The following is a 19466-nucleotide window of genomic DNA, read 5'->3' as shown; positions in this document are numbered from 1 at the left end:
AGCGGCAGGCCGCGTAGGTAAGGCTCAGGCCGCGGCGGCCTGCAAGGTCGCACGGCGCGTCAGTAGCCCCAAGCGGCTGGCGCTAGAGTAGGCCAGCGCTGCGGCCGTCACCCAGACGCCTACCGCCATGGCGAAGAGCAGACCGCCATCGTCGAGCACCACAATGCCGAGCGGCGTGAACAGGTGGAAGACGATGGCGCCGCTGATGATGCCGAGGGCGAGAAGCGAACCCGCCAGGCGCAGCCACAGGCCGCCCGCGATCAGGCCCATCAGCAGCAGTACCGATGCCACCAACTCAGCCGATCCGATGACGTAGGCGTTGAAGGGCCCCGGGGCGAGAAACAGCCCTTCGATGCCGAAGGCATGGCTCGCCCACGCGTCGAGGGTGCCGAAGATATGCGTGGTCTCCACGGAACCGGTGAACTTGAAGAACAAGGACTGGATGAAGACGAAGGCGATGTACAGCGTGCCGGCCACAGGGCCGAAGCGTGAGATGACGGTCATTTGCTCAGCTCCCGAGTGATCGATTGGATGCTGTATAGATGATCGTCGGCGAGCAGAAGTTACACCCGAGGCGCGCGCCCGGACCTACGGGGGAGTCGGCCTGATCGCCTTGCGGGGGACGCGATGGGGCGGCGCCGCCTGCAGCAACGCGGGCACGTCGGCCGGATCGTTCAACAGCATCACGCCATCACTGGCGGCATACGCTCTGCTTGCAGCTTGCTGCTGCAGGTAACGCTCAGCGCTTGCCGTGTCGCGCAGCTGGGCGTCCCAAAACGCCGTCGTGAAATCCAGCGCGTAGCGCGCATGGCGAGCATCGGGCTCACCCCAGCCTTCGAAGCGAATCGCCGTTTGTGTGAGGCCACCGAAGTTGTTGTAGCCACCGTTGATGAACAACAGGTAGCGCGGTGAGGCGGGCGCGAACAGAAAGGCGTCCATGCGCCAGGCCACGTCTTCCCCCCGGCGCAGGCGCGCGATGTCGTTGGAGCCGGTCACCGCCATAAAGGGCACCTCTAGATCGGCCCACGCCTGTTCATCGAGCTGGGGGCCGCGCCCGCGGGGCGCGAACATCACGATGGCGTCGATGCGCGCATCGGCAAGACTGACCGTGCGTCCTCGCCGGTCCACCCTGAGTCGCGTGCCGCCGAGCAGCTGGGCGATGTGGGCGCCGAAGGAGTGACCGGCCATTGCGATGCGCTCGCGGTTCATCTGCTCGCCCAGCGCCCCCCACGCCCGCGGCGGGGCTTCGATCGCATCGATCAGACGGGTGATTTCCCGGGCGCGCTCGCGCCATCCTCGAAACGCGCCTTGGGCGGAACCCGTGCCGCGCTGCGCCTCGGGAATCGTATCGCCGTGCTGCGGTTGCAAGCAGATGTAGCCATGACTGGCCCAGTGGCGCACGAGCGGTTGGTACTGGCTCGACGACCCCCAGACCCCGTGGGAGAAGATGATCACCGGCGCGGGCGCTTGCAGGTCCGCCGGAAAGGTGGCGCGCACGAGCACGTCGCGCTCACCACGCTCGCCACTCAGGCGTAGCTCCCGCGCTGGGGCGAGGGCATGCACGCCAACATCGCCCGCGTAGTCGGCCGATGGCGCGGCCACCGGGGCGGCGGCGTCCTGCGCGGCCGCACCCGCCCCGCAGGCGATCGCGATCAGGCTGAGGATCCAGGTCTTCGCTACCATCTCACGATCACCTCCGGGACGAATGCTGCCTAACGGTCCGGATCGAGTCAGTCCGGTTGGCGTACGTTGCGGTACTCGTTCACCGGCAAGTTGCGCTTGACGCTCACCTCGCCGGAGGGCCAGCGCACTTCCATGCGCTTGATCTCCGTGGCCTGGCCGAGGCCGAAGTGCACGCGCAGGGAGTGCTGGGAAAGCCAACTCGAGCCAGCGCGGATCTCTCGCTCCTGCATCACGCCGCCGGCGAGGATACGCACGCGAGCACCGATCGCATCCTTATTGTCGGTGATGCCATTGCCGATAAGACGCAGGGAGACCCAGTTACCCGCATTCTCCGTGTTGTTGCGCAGGAGGATGGGCTTTTCCGTCGGGCGGGTCTGCGGCGCCGGGCCTGTGCCCACGGCGAAGTCGAGCAGGCCGTCGCGGTTGTAGTCGGCGATCGCGAGGCCTGAGGTGAAGCGGTTGCTCGTGTTGAAGGACTGGACCACCGCCTCGAAGGTGCTATCACCCTGGTTGTGGAAGACGTGGGTGGGGCTGCCGAGGCCCGGGCCGATGGCGCCGATCTTGGGGAAGGAGCCGGTCATCAGCAGGTCCACGTACTGATCGTTGTCGAGATCACCGAAGCCGCAACCGAAGCCGAAGTCCGGGGCGGCGGCGGAGATGCCCGCCTCGCGCTCGATGGCCTTGAATTTGCCGTTGCCGAGACGTTCGAACAGGCCGTGCTCCTGATCGGCGTTCACGTTGGGGCCCGCGTTGGTGGAGAACATGTCCTGGTCGAGATCGAGGTCGATGTCGGCGAGGTCCATGCACATCCAGTAGCCGCGCTTGATGTCCCACTCGCGGCTGTCCGTGCCCGCGTAGCTCATCAGGGGGGCGAAGGTGAAGTCGCCGTTGTTGACCAGAATTTCGATGGGCGTGAGGCGACCGTTGATCTCGTGGCAGTCGGCGATGATCACATCCTGCATGCCGTCGTCGTTGTAGTCCGTGAACACGGAGGCGCAGGCACCGTAGGCCGTGTCGACGCCGGAGCCGGCGCTCACGTCGGTGAAGGTGAGGTCGCCGTTGTTGCGGAACAGGAGGTTCTTCGGTTGGGTGCGATCGGTGATGTTGCCGGGGGCCAGGATCAGCAGGTCGACGAAGCCGTCGTTGTCCACGTCGGCGGCGGAGATGTGCTGCGCCTGGCCTGCCAACTGCGGAATCAGGTTCAGGTCGCTCGAGGACGTGAGGTTCTCGAAGGTGCCGTCGCCCTCGTTGCGGTAGAAGCGAATGTAGCTCGCCCGCGGGCTGGCCCAGGCGCCGTCCGCCACCACCACGATGTCGCGATAGCCGTCGTTGTCCACGTCCACCGCGATCGCGCCGGAGCCGCCGGCTTCGCCCAGCAAGCCCGCCTCCTCGGTCACATCGTGGAAGGTGCCGTTGTCGTTGCGCAGGAGGCCGTTGCGCGCGCCGAGGCCGCCGGTGACGAAGAGGTCTTCATCCCCGTCGCCGTCGTAGTCCACCCAGACGAGGCCCGAGAAGCCATCCCCTTGGGCAGGGCTGTAGTTGATGAATCCGTTTAGCTGTTGCGAGAGATCCTGGAATCTCGGTGCCGCTTGGGTGGGCACCGTGAGCATCAGACCGCCCGCGAGGGTGAGTGCGATTGAGATTGGCTGGCGAAGCATGATCGAGTTCCCTTTTTGTTGTTGTTGAAGATCGCGACGACAGGACACTAGGGCGTCGGGCCGTAGAAGATGGGGGAGGTCCACGCCCGCTCCTGGATGTCCGTGTAGACGCTGGCATCGCAGCAGGCGGCGTACTGGGGTGGTGGCAGGTCACTGCCTTCCTCGCAGCTCCAGGGCGAGGGTTGGGCGTCGCATGCCGCTTTGGACCAACGCGGCGTCGGCAGCTCAAGCACCCGCAAGTAGTAGTAGGCGGGGCCCGTCGGCTCGAAGGCCTCGTCCTTCCACGCCCGACACAGAAACCGATTGCCCGCCTCCGCTGCCGCGGGCAACTCGATCTGCGTCTCGCGCAGCTCGCCCGCACTGTCCACCCACGCCTTGACCAGGTTCATGCGCGCGAGGCTTGCACCGCTCGGGTCGGCGATGCCCACCATCAGCAATTGCGGTTGCGCCGTGGGCGTCGGCATCGTCGGCAGGGTGGAGCCCATGAAGGTCACGCCGCGCAGTTCATCCCGCGCCAGCTCCGCGCAGGTGTTACGCGGCGATTCCGGCAAGGGCGGATCGTCACTCCACCTGGCCACCATGCGTACCTTGATGCGCGGGCCGCTGGTGGCGAAGGTCTCACGCGCGCGCAGCGCATCGAAGATCCCCTCCCGCGTGTTGTCGTAGGCCCACACGCCAGCCAGGCCGCCGGGACTGAAGTAAGCATTAGGTCCGGAGAGGCGCCGGGAGGCCGTGGCGTCCTTGCCGCCAGCATGGCCTGGGTAGTTGTCCTCCTCGACAGCACCCGCGGTGGCGTTGTGCGTGTCGGTGCTGGCGATGAAGCCGAGCTGGATCGGGTTGACATCACCGGACTGCGCTTGCGCGATGAGGCCAGCGTTCAGTCCGGCGCGCGCCATGCCGCCGGAAGCCATGTCCAGGGGCATGCCCTGGTCGGGCACGTACACCTCGAAGCTGCACAGGGGATCGTCCGGGTGGGAGGCGGGGGAACACTCGCTGCTCTGCTTGTGCTGAATGATCTCGATGAGCGGCTCCATTTCCGCCCGCGCCTTCGGGTGTTCGTTGGGATCGAGCTGAAAGGCCTTGCCGGCACTGTCATTCGACGTGTGGGGGATGGCGAGCACGTCGCAGCCGGGAAGCCCTGGGTTCTCCGGGTCGCCCGGAAGTCCGCGACATTGGGCCCGCAGGGTATGGCGCAGGGCGCCGGGGGTGGCCGTGGCATCGCGCGCAGGTAACGGCTGTACGAGGGGAGCACCGTGCGCGTCGGTGATGCTCTGCACGTCGCGGTAGATGACGTTGCGGTGGTTGCGCGAGAAGGAGCCGTCCTGCGCCGTGCCCGACGTCCACTCGTAGCCCGCGAAGGTGGTGAAGGAGCACGGTTCGTAGGCATCCTCTGCGGCGTCTATGGTGGCTCGCCACACGCTATCGAGGTATTGGCCCACCACGGCGCACAGCTCCGTGTTCTCCGGCGCGGTGACGCACAGCTGACTGAGTTCCGTGTTGCGCTGGGGATTGGCGGTCGCTCGATAGTCGCTGCACAAGGTGCGCAGCAGCTCCGCCTGATCAGCAAAGCCCATGTCCGCCAGGTCGTCAGCGATCTCGTCCGATAGCCAGTCCCGCCCCTGGGTACCCGCCTGCGTGCACAGGGCGGTCTCGCCGAGCAACTCGCCGTGATCGGTGACGGCGGCGAAGTCCAAGGGCTCACTGATGCGGAATTGGCGAGGTTCGCCCTCGGGCACGATGGGCGCCAGATCCGTCCACAGCCCCTTAGCGCTCTCGTAGGCCTCCATCGGACCGCCCGGCGTATCGAAGACGTACGCGTCTGCCGAGAATCGCGTGTGGATATGCAGATCGCCGAAGTACGCCTTGCGCACCGGCGGATCCTCCCCGCAAGGACCCGCCTGCAGCGAAGCGGGGATCGCGGCAACGATCAAGAACAGTGAGCAGTGGCTCGACACGCGCTGAATCATCGACCCGATGTTCCTTCCCTACTCGAACGGGGCACGCCGCGCGTACCTGCTTCAGTTAGGAAAAGCGCTATCCGACGTCAGCCGTTTCACCGCTCATCGATTGGTACGATGGGCATCGCTCAGCGGAACGCCCACCACACAGGGCACGTAAGGTAAGCTCCTCTGCGCCACCCTCACCTCGAGCACGCCATGATGAAAAGACGGTCACTCCTCGTAAGCCTCTTCCTACTGCCGATGATCGGTACGGTCGCCGCCGACGAGCACGTCGTGCAGGCCATCGCCACCCGAGGCTTCGAGTCGATGTTGTTCGAGCCCGATTTCCTGCAGGTGGCGCCGGGCGATACGGTGACCTTCCAGGTAGACGACTTCGACCATCAGCCGCAGTCCGCCTTCATACCGACGGGCGCGACGCCCTGGCGCGCGGAGAAAGGAAAGTCGATTACGGTCAAGTTGGCCGAGCCAGGCGTCTATGTATTCGACTGCGCCTATCACAACGTGATGGGCATGGCGGGGGTGATCGTGGTGGGTGAGCCGCGTAACGTGGACGAGGCGCGCGAGTTCTTCTCGCGCTACCGGGATGAGACGGTCTTCATCGATAAGGATCGCCTGGACCATATTTGGGATCCGAAAACCGGTGCGCTTGCCGCTCTACCTCAGTCCTGACGGGTGGGTGCAGCGCTACCCTCCGCTTAGCAACAAGTCTTAGGCGTCGTAGCACGATGATCTCGAATTCAACCAGTCCTGTTTCGTGGGTTCTACTCATCGACGAGCTTGTCGAGGCTGCGCAGCACCTGCAATCGCTCGCGGACGAGATGAGCGCCGAGGGAGTCATCGATGAGGCGGAGTACTCCGTGCGCGTAGGCCACGTGTACGCTCATCTCAATAGAGCGTGGAACACCCGACGCGTCGAAGACGGCGCGCAGGAGCTAGGCTGGGAGCTGGCGTCGGGTTTCCCGAGTGATATCGAGCCAGTGGGCTAGTATGGATAGCCCGCCGCCAGATCCGCGTTTCTACGCCTTGCGCTCTGCCCTGCTGGATGGGGATCTCTCACTCGCTGATGAGTTGATTCGCAGCGATCCCGCGTCTCTGGAGGCCAGAGATGGGGTCGGGGAAACGGTCTTGCATTGGCTTGCGGTCGAAGACGAGCGGGAGCTCGTCGAGTGGCTGAGGTCTCGGGGTGCTCAAGTGGACCCACGGACGCACTTCGGCAACACACCTCTGGGCGAAGCAGCATCACTGGGATACCTCGAGTTGTGCGCGTACCTGGTGGCTCACGGAGCCGACACCAGGGCGAAGAACCACCTGGGCTCGACGCCCCTTGCTCAGGCGGCGACCTCAGATCAGTTGGAAGTCGTCATGTACTTGCTCAAACAGGTTGCTGGCGGTGAAGACCTCTCGAGTTACTTCGGCCCCTACGATCTCGAACTACACGTCACCCCAGACTCAGCGGTAGCGGGTGTTCTACGAGAAGCCGGCTTGTCCGTCGGAGACACTGCGTAACCTCGGCTTCGCAGGTGGGTCTAGTTAAGCTGGCGGAACGTCGAACAGGGGAGATACGGATGATGGTCGGAACGCACTCTAATCGCGCGCGCCATTGGTTTGTACCGCTCGCCGCTGCAATCGTGGCCGTGGATGTCGTGGTGGCGCAGCTAGGCCCAATCACACGCTCGGTAGAGCTCGGCCTGCTGATCGACCTCGTCGTTCTGCTTCCCTGCTTGTATCTGCTTCACTCCCGCGGGAAGGGAAAAGCCAGTCTGGTTCGTGGCCTGGGACTGGCTTGTCTCGGTATCTGGATCGCGGCGAAGCTCATTCCAGAGTCAGAACGGGTGCTGCTCGAATACGTTGCGCCGCTCCGGTACGTCGGGCTGTTGGTGCTCGTGCTCCTCGAACTCGCCATCGTACGCCTGCTCTTTGAAGCCATCAGGTCAGGTAGTTCGCAAGGTGAGGCTGCCCACCGAGTCAGTGCTGAAAGCGAGATGCCGCCTTGGGTGGCAAGGCTACTCGTCTGGGAGGTTGGCATCTGGCGCAAGTTGCTCAGCTGGGGAAGGGGCTTGCTGGGCCGCGGGCGCGGCGATCCCTGACCAGCAGCTGATGAGAAGATGGCGACCGCGTTTACACACGGCCGCCATCGAGGCTGATGACACACCCGCCAGCGGAGCGGTATCCCAACCCCCTCGCGGGCGGGTGGTCATCCCCGCGCGCCATCGCGAGGGCGATGGCACGAGGTGGGTTGCCGCGCCTTAGCGATCCTGCAGATCGAAGCGATCGGCGTTCATCACCTTGGTCCAGGCGCGTACGAAGTCGTGGACGAACTTCTCCTTCGCATCGTCCTGGGCGTACACCTCCGCGTAGGAGCGCAGCACCGAGTTGGAGCCGAACACGAGGTCTACGCGCGTGGCCGTCCACACGACCTTGCCGGACGCGCGGTCGCGCAGCTCGTAGGTGCCCTCGCCCGCCGGCTTCCACTCGTAGGCCATGTCCGTGAGGTTGGCGAAGAAGTCCGTGCTCAAGGTGCCCACGCGATCGGTGAAGACGCCGTGGGCGCCGCCGCCGTAGTTCGCACCCAGCACTCGCAGACCGCCGACGAGCACGGTCATCTCCGGCGCCGTCAGGCCGAGCAGCTGCGCGCGATCGAGCAGGTGCTCCTCCGGGGCGTGCTGACTGGCGGCCTGGGCGTAGTTACGGAAGCCGTCGAACTTGGGCTCGAGGGGGGCGAAGGACTCGGCGTCCGTCGCCTCGTCCGTGGCATCGCCGCGACCCGGGGCGAACGGCACGCTCACGTCGACGCCCGCCGCCTTGGCGGCCTGCTCGACGGCAACGTTGCCAGCCAACACGATCACGTCCGCCACGCTCGCACCGGCCGCCTCGGCGATAGGCTCGAGCACACCCAATACCCGCGCCAGGCGTTCGGGCTCGTTGCCTTCCCAGTCTCGCTGCGGGCTCAGTCGGATGCGAGCGCCGTTAGCGCCGCCGCGCTTGTCCGAACCGCGGAAGGTACGCGCGCTGTCCCAGGCCGTGGCCACGAGGTCGGCCAGGGGCACACCGGCGGCGGCGATCTTCGCCTTCACCTGATCCACGTCGTAGGCCGTGTTGCCCGCGGGCACGGGATCCTGCCAGATCAGATCCTCCGCCGGCACTTCCGGGCCGACGTAGCGGGCCTTCGGACCCATGTCGCGGTGGGTGAGCTTGAACCAGGCGCGGGCGAAGGTCTCCGAGAAGTACGCGGGATCGTCGTGGAAGCGTTGGGAGATCTTGCGGTATTCGGGGTCCTTGGCCATCGCCATGTCCGCATCGGTCATGATGGGCATGCGGCGAGCACTCGGATCCGTCGCGTCCACCGGCATGTCCTCCTCGGCGATGTCGACGGGCTGCCACTGCCAGGCGCCGGCGGGGCTCTTCTTCAGCTCCCACTCGTGTTCGAGGAGCATCTTGAAGTAGCCGTTGTCCCAGCGCGTGGGATGGGTGGTCCAGGCCCCCTCGATGCCGCTGGTCACGGCCTCGCTGGCCTTGGCATTGCCCGCCGGGTTGATCCACCCGAAGCCCTGCGCCTCCACGGGCGCGCCTTCGGGCTCGGGGCCGAGGGTGCTGGCGTCGCCGTTGCCATGGCCCTTGCCCACGGTATGGCCGCCGGCGGTCAGGGCCACCGTCTCCTCATCGTTCATGGCCATGCGGGCGAAGGTCACGCGCACGTCGTGCGCCGTCTTCAGGGGATCTGGTTTGCCGTCGCGACCCTCCGGGTTGACGTAGATCAAGCCCATGTGGACGGCGGCCAGGGAGCCGTCGAGGGACTCAGCATCTTCGTTAGCAAAGCGCTGCTCACTGGGCGCGAGCCACTCGCCCTCGGGGCCCCAGTAGATGTCTTGCTCCGGGTGCCAGATGTCCTCGCGACCGAAGGCGAAGCCGTAGGTCTTGAGGCCCATCGACTCGTAGGCCACGTTGCCGGCCAGGATCAGCAGGTCCGCCCAGCTCACCTGGTTGCCGTACTTCTTCTTGATCGGCCACAGGAGGCGGCGCGCCTTGTCCAGGTTGCCGTTGTCGGGCCAGGAGTTGAGGGGGGCGAAGCGTTGGCTGCCGGTGCCGGCGCCGCCGCGACCGTCGCTCGTGCGGTAGGTACCCGCCGCGTGCCAGGCCATGCGGATCATCAGGCCGCCGTAATGACCCCAGTCCGCCGGCCACCAGGGCTGGCTGTCGGTCATCAGGGCTTCGAGGTCGGCCTTGAGGGCGTCGACGTCGAGGGACTTCAGGGCGTCGCGGTAGCTGAAGCTCTCATCGAGGGGATCGGTCTTGCGATCGTGCTGATGCAGGATGTCCAGCTTCAGGGCGTTCGGCCACCACTTGTCGTTGGACTGCTCGACCTGGGTGTGCGCCCCGTGCATGACGGGGCATTTGGCAGGGCTGCTCATGTTCCGGCTCCTCTGGCAGAACGAATACGGGTAATTCCAGTGTTGCCAGCATCGCAAGAAACGCTACGTTAGCGGAAATCGATTATTTGAGACGAAATGATCACTTCTAGCTATCAGTAACCGCCCCAGGAACGGCGAGCGAGACGCCCAGCAATACGCTGGCGGGCCAGAAGAGATACACGAGCATCTCCAGGTTCTCGCCGAAGCTGTAGAGAAACATCATCAAAATCACGGCGAATCCCACCCGCCCGCTCGCCTGCACCTGGGCCCGCAGCACGCACTCGAGGGAGCTGACCAGCAGGGGCACGGCCAAGGCGAGGGCGCCGAAGGCTCCTTTTACGAAGAGCAGTCCGTACCAGCTGTGATGGCTGCCGATCGGCATGTACTCCACCAGGTGGGGACCGCGCTCCACGATGCCATGGCCGAACCACGGGGCCTCGTGCCACCAGCGGTCTACGGCGATGCGCCCGAGGGTCTCACGCACCCGCGTACTGTCGGCCCGCGCGCCCTTGAAGGCCGCCACGCCATCGCGAGCTGCCACCACCAGGGGATTGGCGATCAAGCCCGCGAGAAGGGCCGCGACCCCGCCGGCGCCCCACAGGCGGGGAGAACGGGCGCGAGCCACCAGGTGTGCGGTGGGCCAGATCAACGCAAAGGCCACCAAGGCCATGCGCGACTTCGACAGGAAGATCATCGCCAGGGCGCCTGCCACACCTATCGACAACCATCGCCTGTCTCGCTCCTCCAAGGCGCAGATCAGCATCACCACGCCCATCATTCCCGCCGCCGGCGCCCACGGGGTGAAGAACTGCCAGCGCGGCGCACCGCTCTCGGGATCGGTGATGTACAGCTGAAGGGTGAAGAACTCCGGGCCGGGGCCACCGAGGGCCTTCAGGGGCGAGGTGTAGATGGCCTCCGGCAGTCCGAGCTTCGGCGCCATGAGCATCACCGGGAGCAGGCACAGGGTCTGCAAGGCGAGATGGCAGCAGGCCCGGTAGATCACCGCGGGGCGAATGGACAGGCACGCACCGGCCAGGGGGAACAGGGCCAGCAAAGCCCATCCCTTCGCCCACCCCACGGACGATTTGATGGTCTTGCCAAGGCCGAGGTCGAACTGCGTGTGACCGATCACCAGGGCCACCCACATGGCGCCCATGCCGCCGAGCCATATCCAGACGGTGAAGGGTACGGGGCGCGCGCGCCAGCGTGCGGGCAACGCATCGTGGAGGTAGCGCCCTAAGAAGACCAAGCCGGCCAAGGTCCACCCGAGCACTGGCCCCACCATGTATAGGGCGCCGGCCGCGTAGAACAGCCAGGTGAGTCGGATGGTCCAGCTCACGCACCATTCGGCGGGCGAGAGGCGATCAGTCGGCGACACGGCCGGTCACCCGATCGATCAGCAGGGCCAGGATCGGCTGTCGCAGCCAGGCGAGCAGCATCGATGCCACGAGCATCACACTCGCCAGCACGCCGCCAGCCACCGCCAACTTGCGCTTCGGCCCCGAGGGCTTGCGGGGCAAGGTAGGTGCCTCGAGCAGCTGCACCATTGGGTAGGAAGCGAAGTAATCGGATTTGTTAACATCCTGGCGCGCGAGGGCCGAGGCGAACACAGCCTCCGCCACCTGCAATTCCCGCGCGCGGCGCGCCAACTCGCCGGCGTCTTCGGCGAGTTGCGTCACGCGACGGCGCTGATGCTCGATCTGGCGCACGAGCTCCGCCTCTTCCGCCGCAAAGCCTGCACGCTTCGCCTCGCCGTCCACCAACTGTTCGAACAGCCGAGCGCGTTGCTGACTCACCGACAGGTCCACGAGGCGAAGGATCACCGCCGAGCCCAGCCCGGTGAGGGTGGCGCCACGGGCGCTGAGCGAGTCCACCAGGGCGTTGTAGTCGGCCATAAAAGCGACCCGGCGGGGATGACGCTCGCCGAAGCGTCCGCTGATCTCGCGCAGCTCGCCGGACACGCGGGTGAAGCGCATGAGGAGATCCTGAAACTGCGTATCGGCCTGCAGCACGAAGGCGCGCGACGCCGCGCCCACGTCGATCCCCAGCGCCTCGCTCAAGCGCGTCACCATGGCGCGGGCCTTGGCCAGGGCGGCGCGTACTTCCAGCGCCCGCGAACGCAGCTGCTCCAGGGTGGCCACCGTGGCGTCGTACTGCGCCACGGACGCCACCTCCCCCGACACCTGCAACTCGATCACGGCGCGTCGCGCGCGCTCTACCTTCTCCTCGAACTCGCCCACCAGCGAGCGCATCGTGCGTTCGCGGATCTTGGCCTCGCCCGCGCGCAGGCGCTCGAGCTCCGCCGAAAAGGCGCGTTCCACCGCGGCTGCCAGCTCACGCGCCTGCTCGGCCGTCGCGCCGGTGAGCTCCACGTGGATCAACTCGGTCTGGTCGACCAGCTCCACGCGCGGCCTCGGAAAGCGCTCGAGCGTGATGCCCACTTCAGCGGCGGCGATGGCGAGGGTCTGATCGGCGACGATGAGCCGCTTGTACTTCTCCGTGGGCGAGAGGCTGGAGGAGGCGTAGGGGGATGCGGTCGACGACACGGCCTGCCCCAGACTCTCGAGCTGCAAGGTGGTGCTGACGCCCGCCGCGGGCAGCAGCAAGGAGAAGCGGCTGGTGTAGGTGGCCGGGGCGAGCACGCAGTAGGCGGTCACCGCGGCCCACACCACGCTCAAGGTCAGCAACGTGGTGCTCACGTAGCGACGGCTGCGCCCGGTGGGGTCGAAGCCGTAGCGCAGCCAACGCCAGGCCTTGAGCGCGAAGGTCTTCATCCGCCGGTGCCTGGCAGGCCCAGGGCCCGCGAGGCGCCCCAGGCGCCGGCCAGCACATCGCCGAGGTTGATCACGGCACTGTCGTAGCAGGCGATGGCATCGCCCGGCAGCAGGTAGGGGTCGAAGCCGTCCCGGTCCGCCCGCCTAACGAGTGCTTCAACCGGGCGGCTGATCACTTCGCTGCGCCCGGTGAGGGGGTTACGGCTGATCAGCACGGCGTAGCGGTTGGCATTGGTGGCTTGCGTGCCGCCTACGCAGTTCGCCGACACCAAGGCCTGCAGCAGGCGGGTGCCGTAGGGCAGCGACCAGGCGTCGCGGCCGATCGCGGCCAGGGCGTTGCCCGGTGCAGGCCGGGTGAGGTTGGACATGAACACGCGGATGCCCGGCGGGGTCACGGCGCTCGGTCGCGCGAGCTCCGGCTGGAAGCACGCGCGGCTCGTCACGTGCACCTGATCCCCGGCGATCAGGGGTAGGTCGTCGAAGGGGGCACCGTCCAGGGCACCGCGAAGATCGATGATGCGACGACGTCCAGCGCGGGTCAGGACCACGTTCGCCAGATCCGCATCCGGCCGCACGCCCCCCGCGGCCTGCAGGGCCACGCTCAGGCGCCGCCCGCCGGGGGCGTCACCGGGGGCGTCGAGGCGAGCCTCGGGCTGATCCTCCGCCCGACGCACGTTGATCTCCCGCATGCCGGGGCCGAACACGGCGCCGGAAACGAACACCTGGACCGGTCCGTAGTCCACCACCTGCAGGCTCAGGCGCAGCGCACCTTGGCGATAGAAGCGCTCCGCCACCAGCATCGCGGCCAGCATGGATTCCACGTCGGACGGGCGAAATCCCGAAGCGATCAAAGGCGCTAGGTGCGGGATGTGCAAGCGACCGTCCGGGGCCAGCACGTAGGTGCCGGACAGCAGCTCATCGCCCTCGATACTGACCCGCACCATGTCCCCCGGGGACAGGGGGAGATCGATGCTGGTCGCCACGTCGACGGGCGTGTACGCCGCCTCGGGGTAGGACGAGGGTTGGGCCGCCTCGCGACAGGCATCGCGGTTGAGGGCGTCGAGTTCCTCCACGGCGAGCGCCGCCCCACGGCGGAAGGACACACGCTCATCCATGTAGGGCGCGTCACCCAGGGAGGCCTCGTATAGGTTGCTCGGCGCCTGCACGGCGCTGACGCATCCCCCCAGGAGACCCAGACCAGCGACGAGGCCTGGCAGCAACAGACGGAGGTTCGGTGGGTACATGGCATCGCTCCAAGACAACTGTAGTCCTTAGGAGCAAGGCCCGTGCCAGCACAACGCCGGCTTTGCAATCAACGCGTTAGGGATCGCCTTTGCGTTTCGCAACGGGCGGAATTCGCCGTTCGCGAAGCCCCATGTGCGAGACGCACCCGCGCGTCAGCGCCTAGCTGGCGTGGCGACTCCAGCCTTCGAGCTTGCGGTACAGGGTGGAGGGCGACACGCCCAGGATCTTCGCGGCTTGCGGCACGGAGCCGTCCACCATGTCCAGGGTGCCCTCGATCACCTGGCGCTCGATGTCGCGCAGCTTGCCGCCGAGGGGCACGTAGCCGGTACGTGCGGCGACAGGCGTTTGCGCATCGACCTCCGCGGCGGCGCCCGAAGCAAGCGGCGCGGCGTTCGACGCGCCGACGAGGGCCGTCACCTGACCCTGTGGATCCTCACCGAAGCCCGGCACCGCTTGCACCATGGGCGCGGTCACGTGGGTGCCCTGGTTCAACACGACGATATTGCGAACCGCGTTCTGCAACTCGCGCACGTTGCCGGGCCAGCGGTGTTCGGCGAGCAGCGTCGTCGCCTGCGCATCGAAGTCCTCGAACTCGCGGTGCTCCTCTGCGGCGAAGGCGCGCAGGAAGGTGCGGGCCAGCTGCAGGATGTCATCGCCACGATCGCGCAGGGGCGGCAGGGCGATGGGCAGCACATTGAGGCGGTAGTACAGATCCTCGCGGAAGCGACCGGCGCGCACCTCGGCCATCGGGTCGCGGTTGGTCGCGCAGATCACCCGCACGTCCACCTCGCGCAGCTCATTGCCCCCGATCGGTTGGATCAGTGAGGTTTGCAGGAAGCGCAGGAGCTTGGTCTGCAGCTGCACGTCCATCTCGCAGATCTCATCCAGGAACAGGGTGCCGCCGTGGGCGGAGAGCGCCGCGCCGGGCCGGTCAGCGATGGCGCCGGTGAACGCGCCCTTCAGGTGACCGAACAACTCGCTCTCGATGAGGTCCTTGGGGATGGCGCCGCAGTTGAGGGGCACGAAGGGTCCCGACGCGCGTGGCCCGGCCCGGTGGATGGCGTTCGCCGCCACTTCCTTGCCGGTCCCGCTCTCGCCGGAGATAAACACGGTCGCCTTCGACTGGGCGACGTTCTCGATGGCGCGGTATACCGACTGCATGACCAGAGAGCCACCGACGAAGCCGTGGTACTCACCTACCGGCTTCTCTCGCCGATAGGCGGTGACCTCGCGGCGCAGGGACTGCAGCTGCAGGGCGTTGTCGACGGTGGTGAGCAACCGGCTCTTGGAGACGGGTTTGACCAGGAAGTCGTGCGCCCCGCGGCGCATCGCTTCCACCGCGCGCGAGATGGAGCCGTCCGCGGTGATCACCACCACGGCAGCCGGGTATTCATCGCGACGCAGGGTCTCGGCGAGGTCCAGGCCGTCGCCGTCGGGCAACTGCAGATCGAGCAACAGCACATCGTAGTCGTGCTCGGCGATCGCCCGGCGGGCATCGCTCAGGGACTCCACGAGCGTGCACTGGTAGGCACCGCCTTCGAGATGGGCCGCGAGCAACGCAGCCAGCGAAGGGGTGTCCTCGATGATCAGGACGCGGCGAGCGATGATCGTTCCTCCCGGTAGCGGTTGAGCGCGCCGAGGGCGCGACGACCTTCCTGCAACAATTCCTTGCGCATCGCCGCCACCGCGGCCGGGTCCGCATCGCCGCGGCGACACGCCCGATCGAGTTGACGGGCGAGCTCCCCGACTTGCACGGCACCGAAGCTGCCGCCGAGGCTCTTGAGCTTGTGCGCTACATGCGCCAGCTGTTGATCTTCCGTGGCCACCTCGATCGCCTCGAGCATCTGCCCCATATCGCGCGAGGCCATCTGCATCAACCCGGCCGCTGGTTCACCGGCGAGGCCCTCCAGCATTTCGTTCAGGACGGTGCGGTCGATGCCATCGCCCTCGCCCGTCTCCTGCACCTCGTCCGGCTTGTCCAGATCCAGCGTCGGCGTCAGGGCGCACTGCACCACTTCCCACAGAAGGTGGGGCTGAATCGGTTTCTCCACGAAGCCTTGCACATCCATGAAACTGCACCGCAGGCGCGTATCGGCGTCGGCGAAGGCCGTCGCCATGATAATGGGCAGGTCGGCGCGTACCCCGGCCATGGACCGAATGCGGCGGATAGCCTCGAAGCCGCCCACGATGGGCATGTCCACATCCATCAGCACCACGTCGTAAGCTTTGGCGGCGACCGCGTCGATCGCCTCCTGCCCGTTGTCCGCGAGTTCCACCACCGCGCCCATGCGCTCGAGGTAGGCCTTGGCGATGAGCTGATTGGTCGCGAGGTCTTCTGCCACGAGCACGCGGGGCGGCTCTCCCGCGGCGTTGCGCAGGCGGCGTTCACTCCAGCGCACCGGCTCCGCCTCGTCGCGCTCGTTGCGCACCTCGGGGAGCGGTAGCTCGACAGTGAAGCAGCTGCCGACGCCGAGTTCACTCTCCAGGGAGATCTCGCCCTTCATCAATTCCACGAGGTGACGGGTGATCGCCAATCCCAACCCGAAACCACGGATGCCTCGCGCCGACTGCCCCACGCGCGTGAAGTGATCGAAGAGCCGTCGCTGATCTTCCTGGGCGATGCCGTAGCCTGTGTCCTCCACGCGAAAGCGCACCCGGCCACCCACCCGATCGACGTGCAGGCGAATGCCGCCGTCGGTGGAGTACTTCACCGCATTGGAGAGCAGGTTCTCGAGGATCTGGCGCACGCGCCCAGCGTCGCCAACGACGACGTGGGGGAGGTCGCCGCTGATGGTGGTGTCGAAGGTAAGGCCCTTCTTCACCGCCGCGGCGCGCCAGGTCGCAGCTACCTTGTCGACGAACTTCGGCAGGTCGAAGCGGGTGCTCTCCAAGCGGATCGCGCCGGCATCCGCCTGGCTGAGTTCGATGAGGTCCGCTAGCAAACCCCGTAGCTGCTCACCGGAGTCCAGGGAAAGGGAGAGAAGCTCTTGCTGCTCGTCATCGAGGGCAGTCTGCTCCAGCAAGGTCAAGGTGCCGAGCAGGCCGTTCACAGGCGTGCGGATGTCGTGGCTGATCATCGCCACGAAGCGCGACTTCGCGCGGTTCGCCGACTGCGCCATGTCGTGCGCTTCCTCGAGGGAGCGACCGAGGGTTTGCAGCTGCGCCACCTGCTCGCCCAGGGCATGCTTCTGCGCCACCAGCGTGTGTTCGGTGCGCTTCTGCTCGGTGATGTCAGAGTAGGTGGTGACGATGCCGCCGTTGCGCAGCACGCGGCTGCTGATGGCGATGTGCTTGCCGTTGGCGCGCTGACTCACCTCTTGGTACTGACCGCGCTCGCGCCGCTGCTTGAGCGTCGTGAGGCGCTCATGCATCAAGGTGTGCGGATCGCCCTCGCCGTAGTCACCCCGCTCGGCGCAGAAGAGCAACAACTCCTGCAGGGACTGCCCCTCGCGCAGCAGATCTGGCGGCAGGCTCAATATCACCGAGAGGTTCTTGTTCCAATTGCGCAGGCGCAGCTGCGAGTCGAAGACGCTCACCCCCTGACTGATCGCATCCAGGGTGGTGGTGAGGAACTCCGCCTCGTCCTGCGCTCGCTTGCGCTCGGCCTCCAGGGCCAGCGTTCGTTGCAGCACCTTCTTGTTCAGGCGAACGCTCGCTTGCTCGAGGCTCTGATTGCTCTCGAACAGCTCGCGACTCTTGAGCTCGAGCAACTGCTCGGCGCGCTTGCGCGCCCGACGCTCGCGCAGCAGCGCGCGTTCGAGCAGCTCGGTGCTGGGGGTCGACTCAGGCATGGGCATCGAGGTCGAGCAGGCGGAATATGGCCTGCAGGTCTTGGGCCCCGTCCGCCACCTCGCGCACGATGCGCAGGCGCTCACCGAAGTGAACGGCGGAGGCCTCCATCAGACCGTGGGCAAGAGCGTGGAGGGGGCGGTGGGAGTAGTAGTGCACGGTCCACTCGCCGTTGCCGCCCTGGGTTCGGAAGCGAGGCGGCTTAGCATCTGGGTGCAACTTCTTCACTTCGATGTGGATGTGATCTTCGACGCGCTCCATCAGCGCTGGCGTACTCGCCAGGCTGCCGAAGTATTCGGGGTGACCGTTCAGGAAGACCTTGAAGAGGTGGCGGCCGTAGTCCACCAGCAACGCCTCGGCGTCCTCTTCTTCCTGGCGCGCGACGGCCGCCAGGATCGCGTAGAGCTCCTGCGCAGGGTAGTTGTCGACGGCGGTATAAGCCCCGCCGTCGCTGGCCGCCACGGCGTCGAGCGCGGCCTCAGCACGCGCCAACCCGAAGCGGCTCTCAACGTAGTCCATGAACTCTGTAAATATCAGCCCGCGCATTCGCTTCGCGCCCCCTGGGTTGAGGCCTGAATCACACTTTCGACACGGTATAGAAGTGTCCGACCCAAAGATGTGACTGGCCCGGTGTTTTTGCCAAATCTCACAGTTCAACGCCACTTTTCAAGGGCTTACATAGCGCCGCGACCGGAGATGACGGCGGGCACGGTGCGTAGCAGGATCGATATGTCCAGTCGCAAGGAGCGCTGGCGAAGGTAGTCGAGGTCCATCTCCACCTGCTGCTCGAAGCCGATCAGCGCCCGTCCGGACACCTGCCAGGTGCAGGTCAGTCCAGGTTTGCCGTCGAGGCGTCTGAGCGCGCGTTGGTCGTAGTAGGAGACCTCCCGCGGGATCGCCGGGCGCGGACCTACCACCGCCATGTCACCGACGAGAATATTCACTAGCTGCGGCAACTCATCGAGTGAGGTTCGGCGCAGGAGGCGACCGATGGGGGTGACCCTGGGGTCATGGTGCATCTTGAAGCTACGCTGATCGCCGCGCTCGTTCTGCGCGAGGAGCGCCGCGCGACGCGCCTCGGCGTCGACGTACATGGAGCGGAACTTCAACATCTGAAAGGGTTTGCCACCCACGCCCGTGCGGGTTTGGCGAAACAGCACCGGGCCCCTGCTGGTCAGGCGAATCGAGCATGCGATGACGGCCAGTAGCGGGCTCAGGGCGAGCAGCGCACCGGCGCTCAGGACCACATCGATCGTTCGCTTCACGGTTGCGGAGTCGAGCCAACGGGTGCCGTGGTGGACCAGCGCCAACCACAACGCCCTGGCGCCAGGAATGCGGGGTTCCCCACCACGTAGCGACGGAAGAGTCGCATGGGCTCCTGGTAGAGGCGGAACAGCCACTCTCCACCGAGCTCGCGCAACCAACGGGGCGCCCGCGGGATGCGACCGGAGTAGAAGTCGAACAGTCCTCCCACCCCGAGGGCGGCCCCCACACTCAGGTGCGCGTGATGGCGTGCCAGCCACTCGTCCTGATGGGGCACCCCCGTGGCGACCAGCAGGATGTCCGCACCGGAGCCATTCACCTGATCGATCACCGCCCTTTCCTCGGCACTGTCGGCGTCGAAGTAGCCGTGGTGGGTGCCGGCGATACGAAGCCCCGGGGCGAGACGGCCCGCCGTCTGGGCCACGCGCTCGGCGATGCCTGGGCGTGCCCCTAAGAGAAAGACTGATAAGCCCGCATCGCGCGCCGCACGGCACAGGAGTGGAAACATGTCGGTGCCGTTCAGATTGTCGGCGCGCTCGCCCGCCCAGCGCGCCGCCCAACGCACGCCCGTGCCGTCGGGGAACAAGGCATCGGCGCTCTCGAGCGCCTCGCGGTAGGACGCAGATCCCCACATCACGTTGTAGCCGTGGGCGTTGACGAACGCGTAGCGGCGTTTCGCACCGC

At 66.5% G+C, this 19466-nt stretch carries 17 protein-coding genes; 3 read left to right on the top strand and 14 right to left on the bottom strand.

The window, feature by feature from the left end; translation table 11 throughout:
* Positions 1 to 24: 24 nt before the first annotated feature.
* The 4 genes from AAF184_15730 to AAF184_15715 form a co-directional block, all read right to left on the bottom strand.
* Positions 25 to 504 carry a hypothetical protein gene (locus tag AAF184_15730; GenBank protein ID MEO0423788.1) on the bottom strand — a complete coding sequence of 160 codons (480 nt, stop codon included), beginning with the start codon at positions 502 to 504 and terminating at the stop codon, positions 25 to 27.
* Positions 505 to 588: 84 nt separating this feature from the next.
* Positions 589 to 1683 carry a hypothetical protein gene (locus tag AAF184_15725; GenBank protein MEO0423787.1) on the bottom strand — a complete coding sequence of 365 codons (1095 nt, stop codon included), beginning with the start codon at positions 1681 to 1683 and terminating at the stop codon, positions 589 to 591.
* Positions 1684 to 1730: 47 nt separating this feature from the next.
* Positions 1731 to 3341, bottom strand: a complete 1611-nt coding sequence (locus tag AAF184_15720; protein MEO0423786.1) for a CRTAC1 family protein — start codon at positions 3339 to 3341, stop codon at positions 1731 to 1733.
* A gap of 47 nt (positions 3342 to 3388) precedes the next feature.
* Positions 3389 to 5308 (bottom strand): DUF3604 domain-containing protein, encoded by a 1920-nt coding sequence (locus AAF184_15715; GenBank protein MEO0423785.1) that lies wholly within the window; start codon positions 5306 to 5308, stop codon positions 3389 to 3391.
* A 192-nt stretch (positions 5309 to 5500) separates the two neighbouring features.
* On the opposite strand from AAF184_15715, the gene AAF184_15710 reads away from it, so the two are divergent.
* Complete coding sequence (locus tag AAF184_15710) at positions 5501 to 5971, top strand: plastocyanin/azurin family copper-binding protein (GenBank protein ID MEO0423784.1); 471 nt, start codon at positions 5501 to 5503, stop codon at positions 5969 to 5971.
* Between the two features lie 92 nt (positions 5972 to 6063).
* Here AAF184_15710 and AAF184_15705 read toward each other — a convergent pair whose 3' ends face one another.
* The gene (locus AAF184_15705; protein ID MEO0423783.1) at positions 6064 to 6186 is read right to left on the bottom strand and encodes a hypothetical protein; all 123 of its coding nucleotides are present in this window, start codon (positions 6184 to 6186) and stop codon (positions 6064 to 6066) included.
* Between the two features lie 103 nt (positions 6187 to 6289).
* Between AAF184_15705 and AAF184_15700 the strand changes: the two genes are divergently transcribed.
* A complete protein-coding gene (locus tag AAF184_15700; GenBank protein MEO0423782.1) occupies positions 6290 to 6808 on the top strand; it encodes an ankyrin repeat domain-containing protein in 519 nt (172 codons plus the stop codon).
* 59 nt (positions 6809 to 6867) lie between these two features.
* Positions 6868 to 7389: a hypothetical protein gene (locus AAF184_15695; protein ID MEO0423781.1), complete on the top strand. Its 522-nt coding sequence runs from the start codon at positions 6868 to 6870 to the stop codon at positions 7387 to 7389.
* A 159-nt stretch (positions 7390 to 7548) separates the two neighbouring features.
* On the opposite strand, the gene katG is transcribed toward AAF184_15695, so the two are convergent.
* The 9 genes from katG to AAF184_15650 all read right to left on the bottom strand — a co-directional run.
* Entirely contained in the window at positions 7549 to 9711 is a 2163-nt protein-coding gene (gene katG, locus AAF184_15690) for a catalase/peroxidase HPI (GenBank protein MEO0423780.1), read from the bottom strand.
* A 106-nt stretch (positions 9712 to 9817) separates the two neighbouring features.
* The gene (locus AAF184_15685; protein MEO0423779.1) at positions 9818 to 11050 is read right to left on the bottom strand and encodes an O-antigen ligase family protein; all 1233 of its coding nucleotides are present in this window, start codon (positions 11048 to 11050) and stop codon (positions 9818 to 9820) included.
* 25 nt (positions 11051 to 11075) lie between these two features.
* Positions 11076 to 12485 carry a hypothetical protein gene (locus tag AAF184_15680; GenBank protein MEO0423778.1) on the bottom strand — a complete coding sequence of 470 codons (1410 nt, stop codon included), beginning with the start codon at positions 12483 to 12485 and terminating at the stop codon, positions 11076 to 11078.
* Positions 12482 to 13729 carry a polysaccharide biosynthesis/export family protein gene (locus AAF184_15675; protein MEO0423777.1) on the bottom strand — a complete coding sequence of 416 codons (1248 nt, stop codon included), beginning with the start codon at positions 13727 to 13729 and terminating at the stop codon, positions 12482 to 12484. The genes AAF184_15680 and AAF184_15675 overlap by 4 nt, the downstream gene beginning before the upstream one ends.
* A 160-nt stretch (positions 13730 to 13889) precedes the next feature.
* Positions 13890 to 15287, bottom strand: coding sequence for a sigma-54 dependent transcriptional regulator (locus AAF184_15670; GenBank protein ID MEO0423776.1), 1398 nt, complete (start codon positions 15285 to 15287; stop codon positions 13890 to 13892).
* 29 nt (positions 15288 to 15316) lie between these two features.
* Positions 15317 to 17521 (bottom strand): ATP-binding protein, encoded by a 2205-nt coding sequence (locus AAF184_15665; GenBank protein MEO0423775.1) that lies wholly within the window; start codon positions 17519 to 17521, stop codon positions 15317 to 15319.
* Entirely contained in the window at positions 17514 to 18065 is a 552-nt protein-coding gene (locus AAF184_15660) for a heme NO-binding domain-containing protein (protein ID MEO0423774.1), read from the bottom strand. Before AAF184_15660 ends, AAF184_15665 begins: the two co-directional genes overlap by 8 nt.
* A gap of 128 nt (positions 18066 to 18193) precedes the next feature.
* Positions 18194 to 18784: a sugar transferase gene (locus tag AAF184_15655; GenBank protein MEO0423773.1), complete on the bottom strand. Its 591-nt coding sequence runs from the start codon at positions 18782 to 18784 to the stop codon at positions 18194 to 18196.
* Positions 18781 to 19466, bottom strand: a 686-nt coding sequence (locus AAF184_15650; protein ID MEO0423772.1) for a WecB/TagA/CpsF family glycosyltransferase, incomplete at its 5' end; no start/stop codon positions are given. The genes AAF184_15650 and AAF184_15655, both read right to left, overlap by 4 nt.

The sequence above is a fragment of the Pseudomonadota bacterium genome (genome assembly GCA_039815145.1).
Lineage (GTDB): Bacteria > Pseudomonadota > Gammaproteobacteria > Steroidobacterales > JBCBZW01 > JBCBZW01.
The sequence above is the reverse complement of the archived record's forward strand: the minus strand, read 5'-3'. Positions and strand labels throughout refer to the sequence as shown.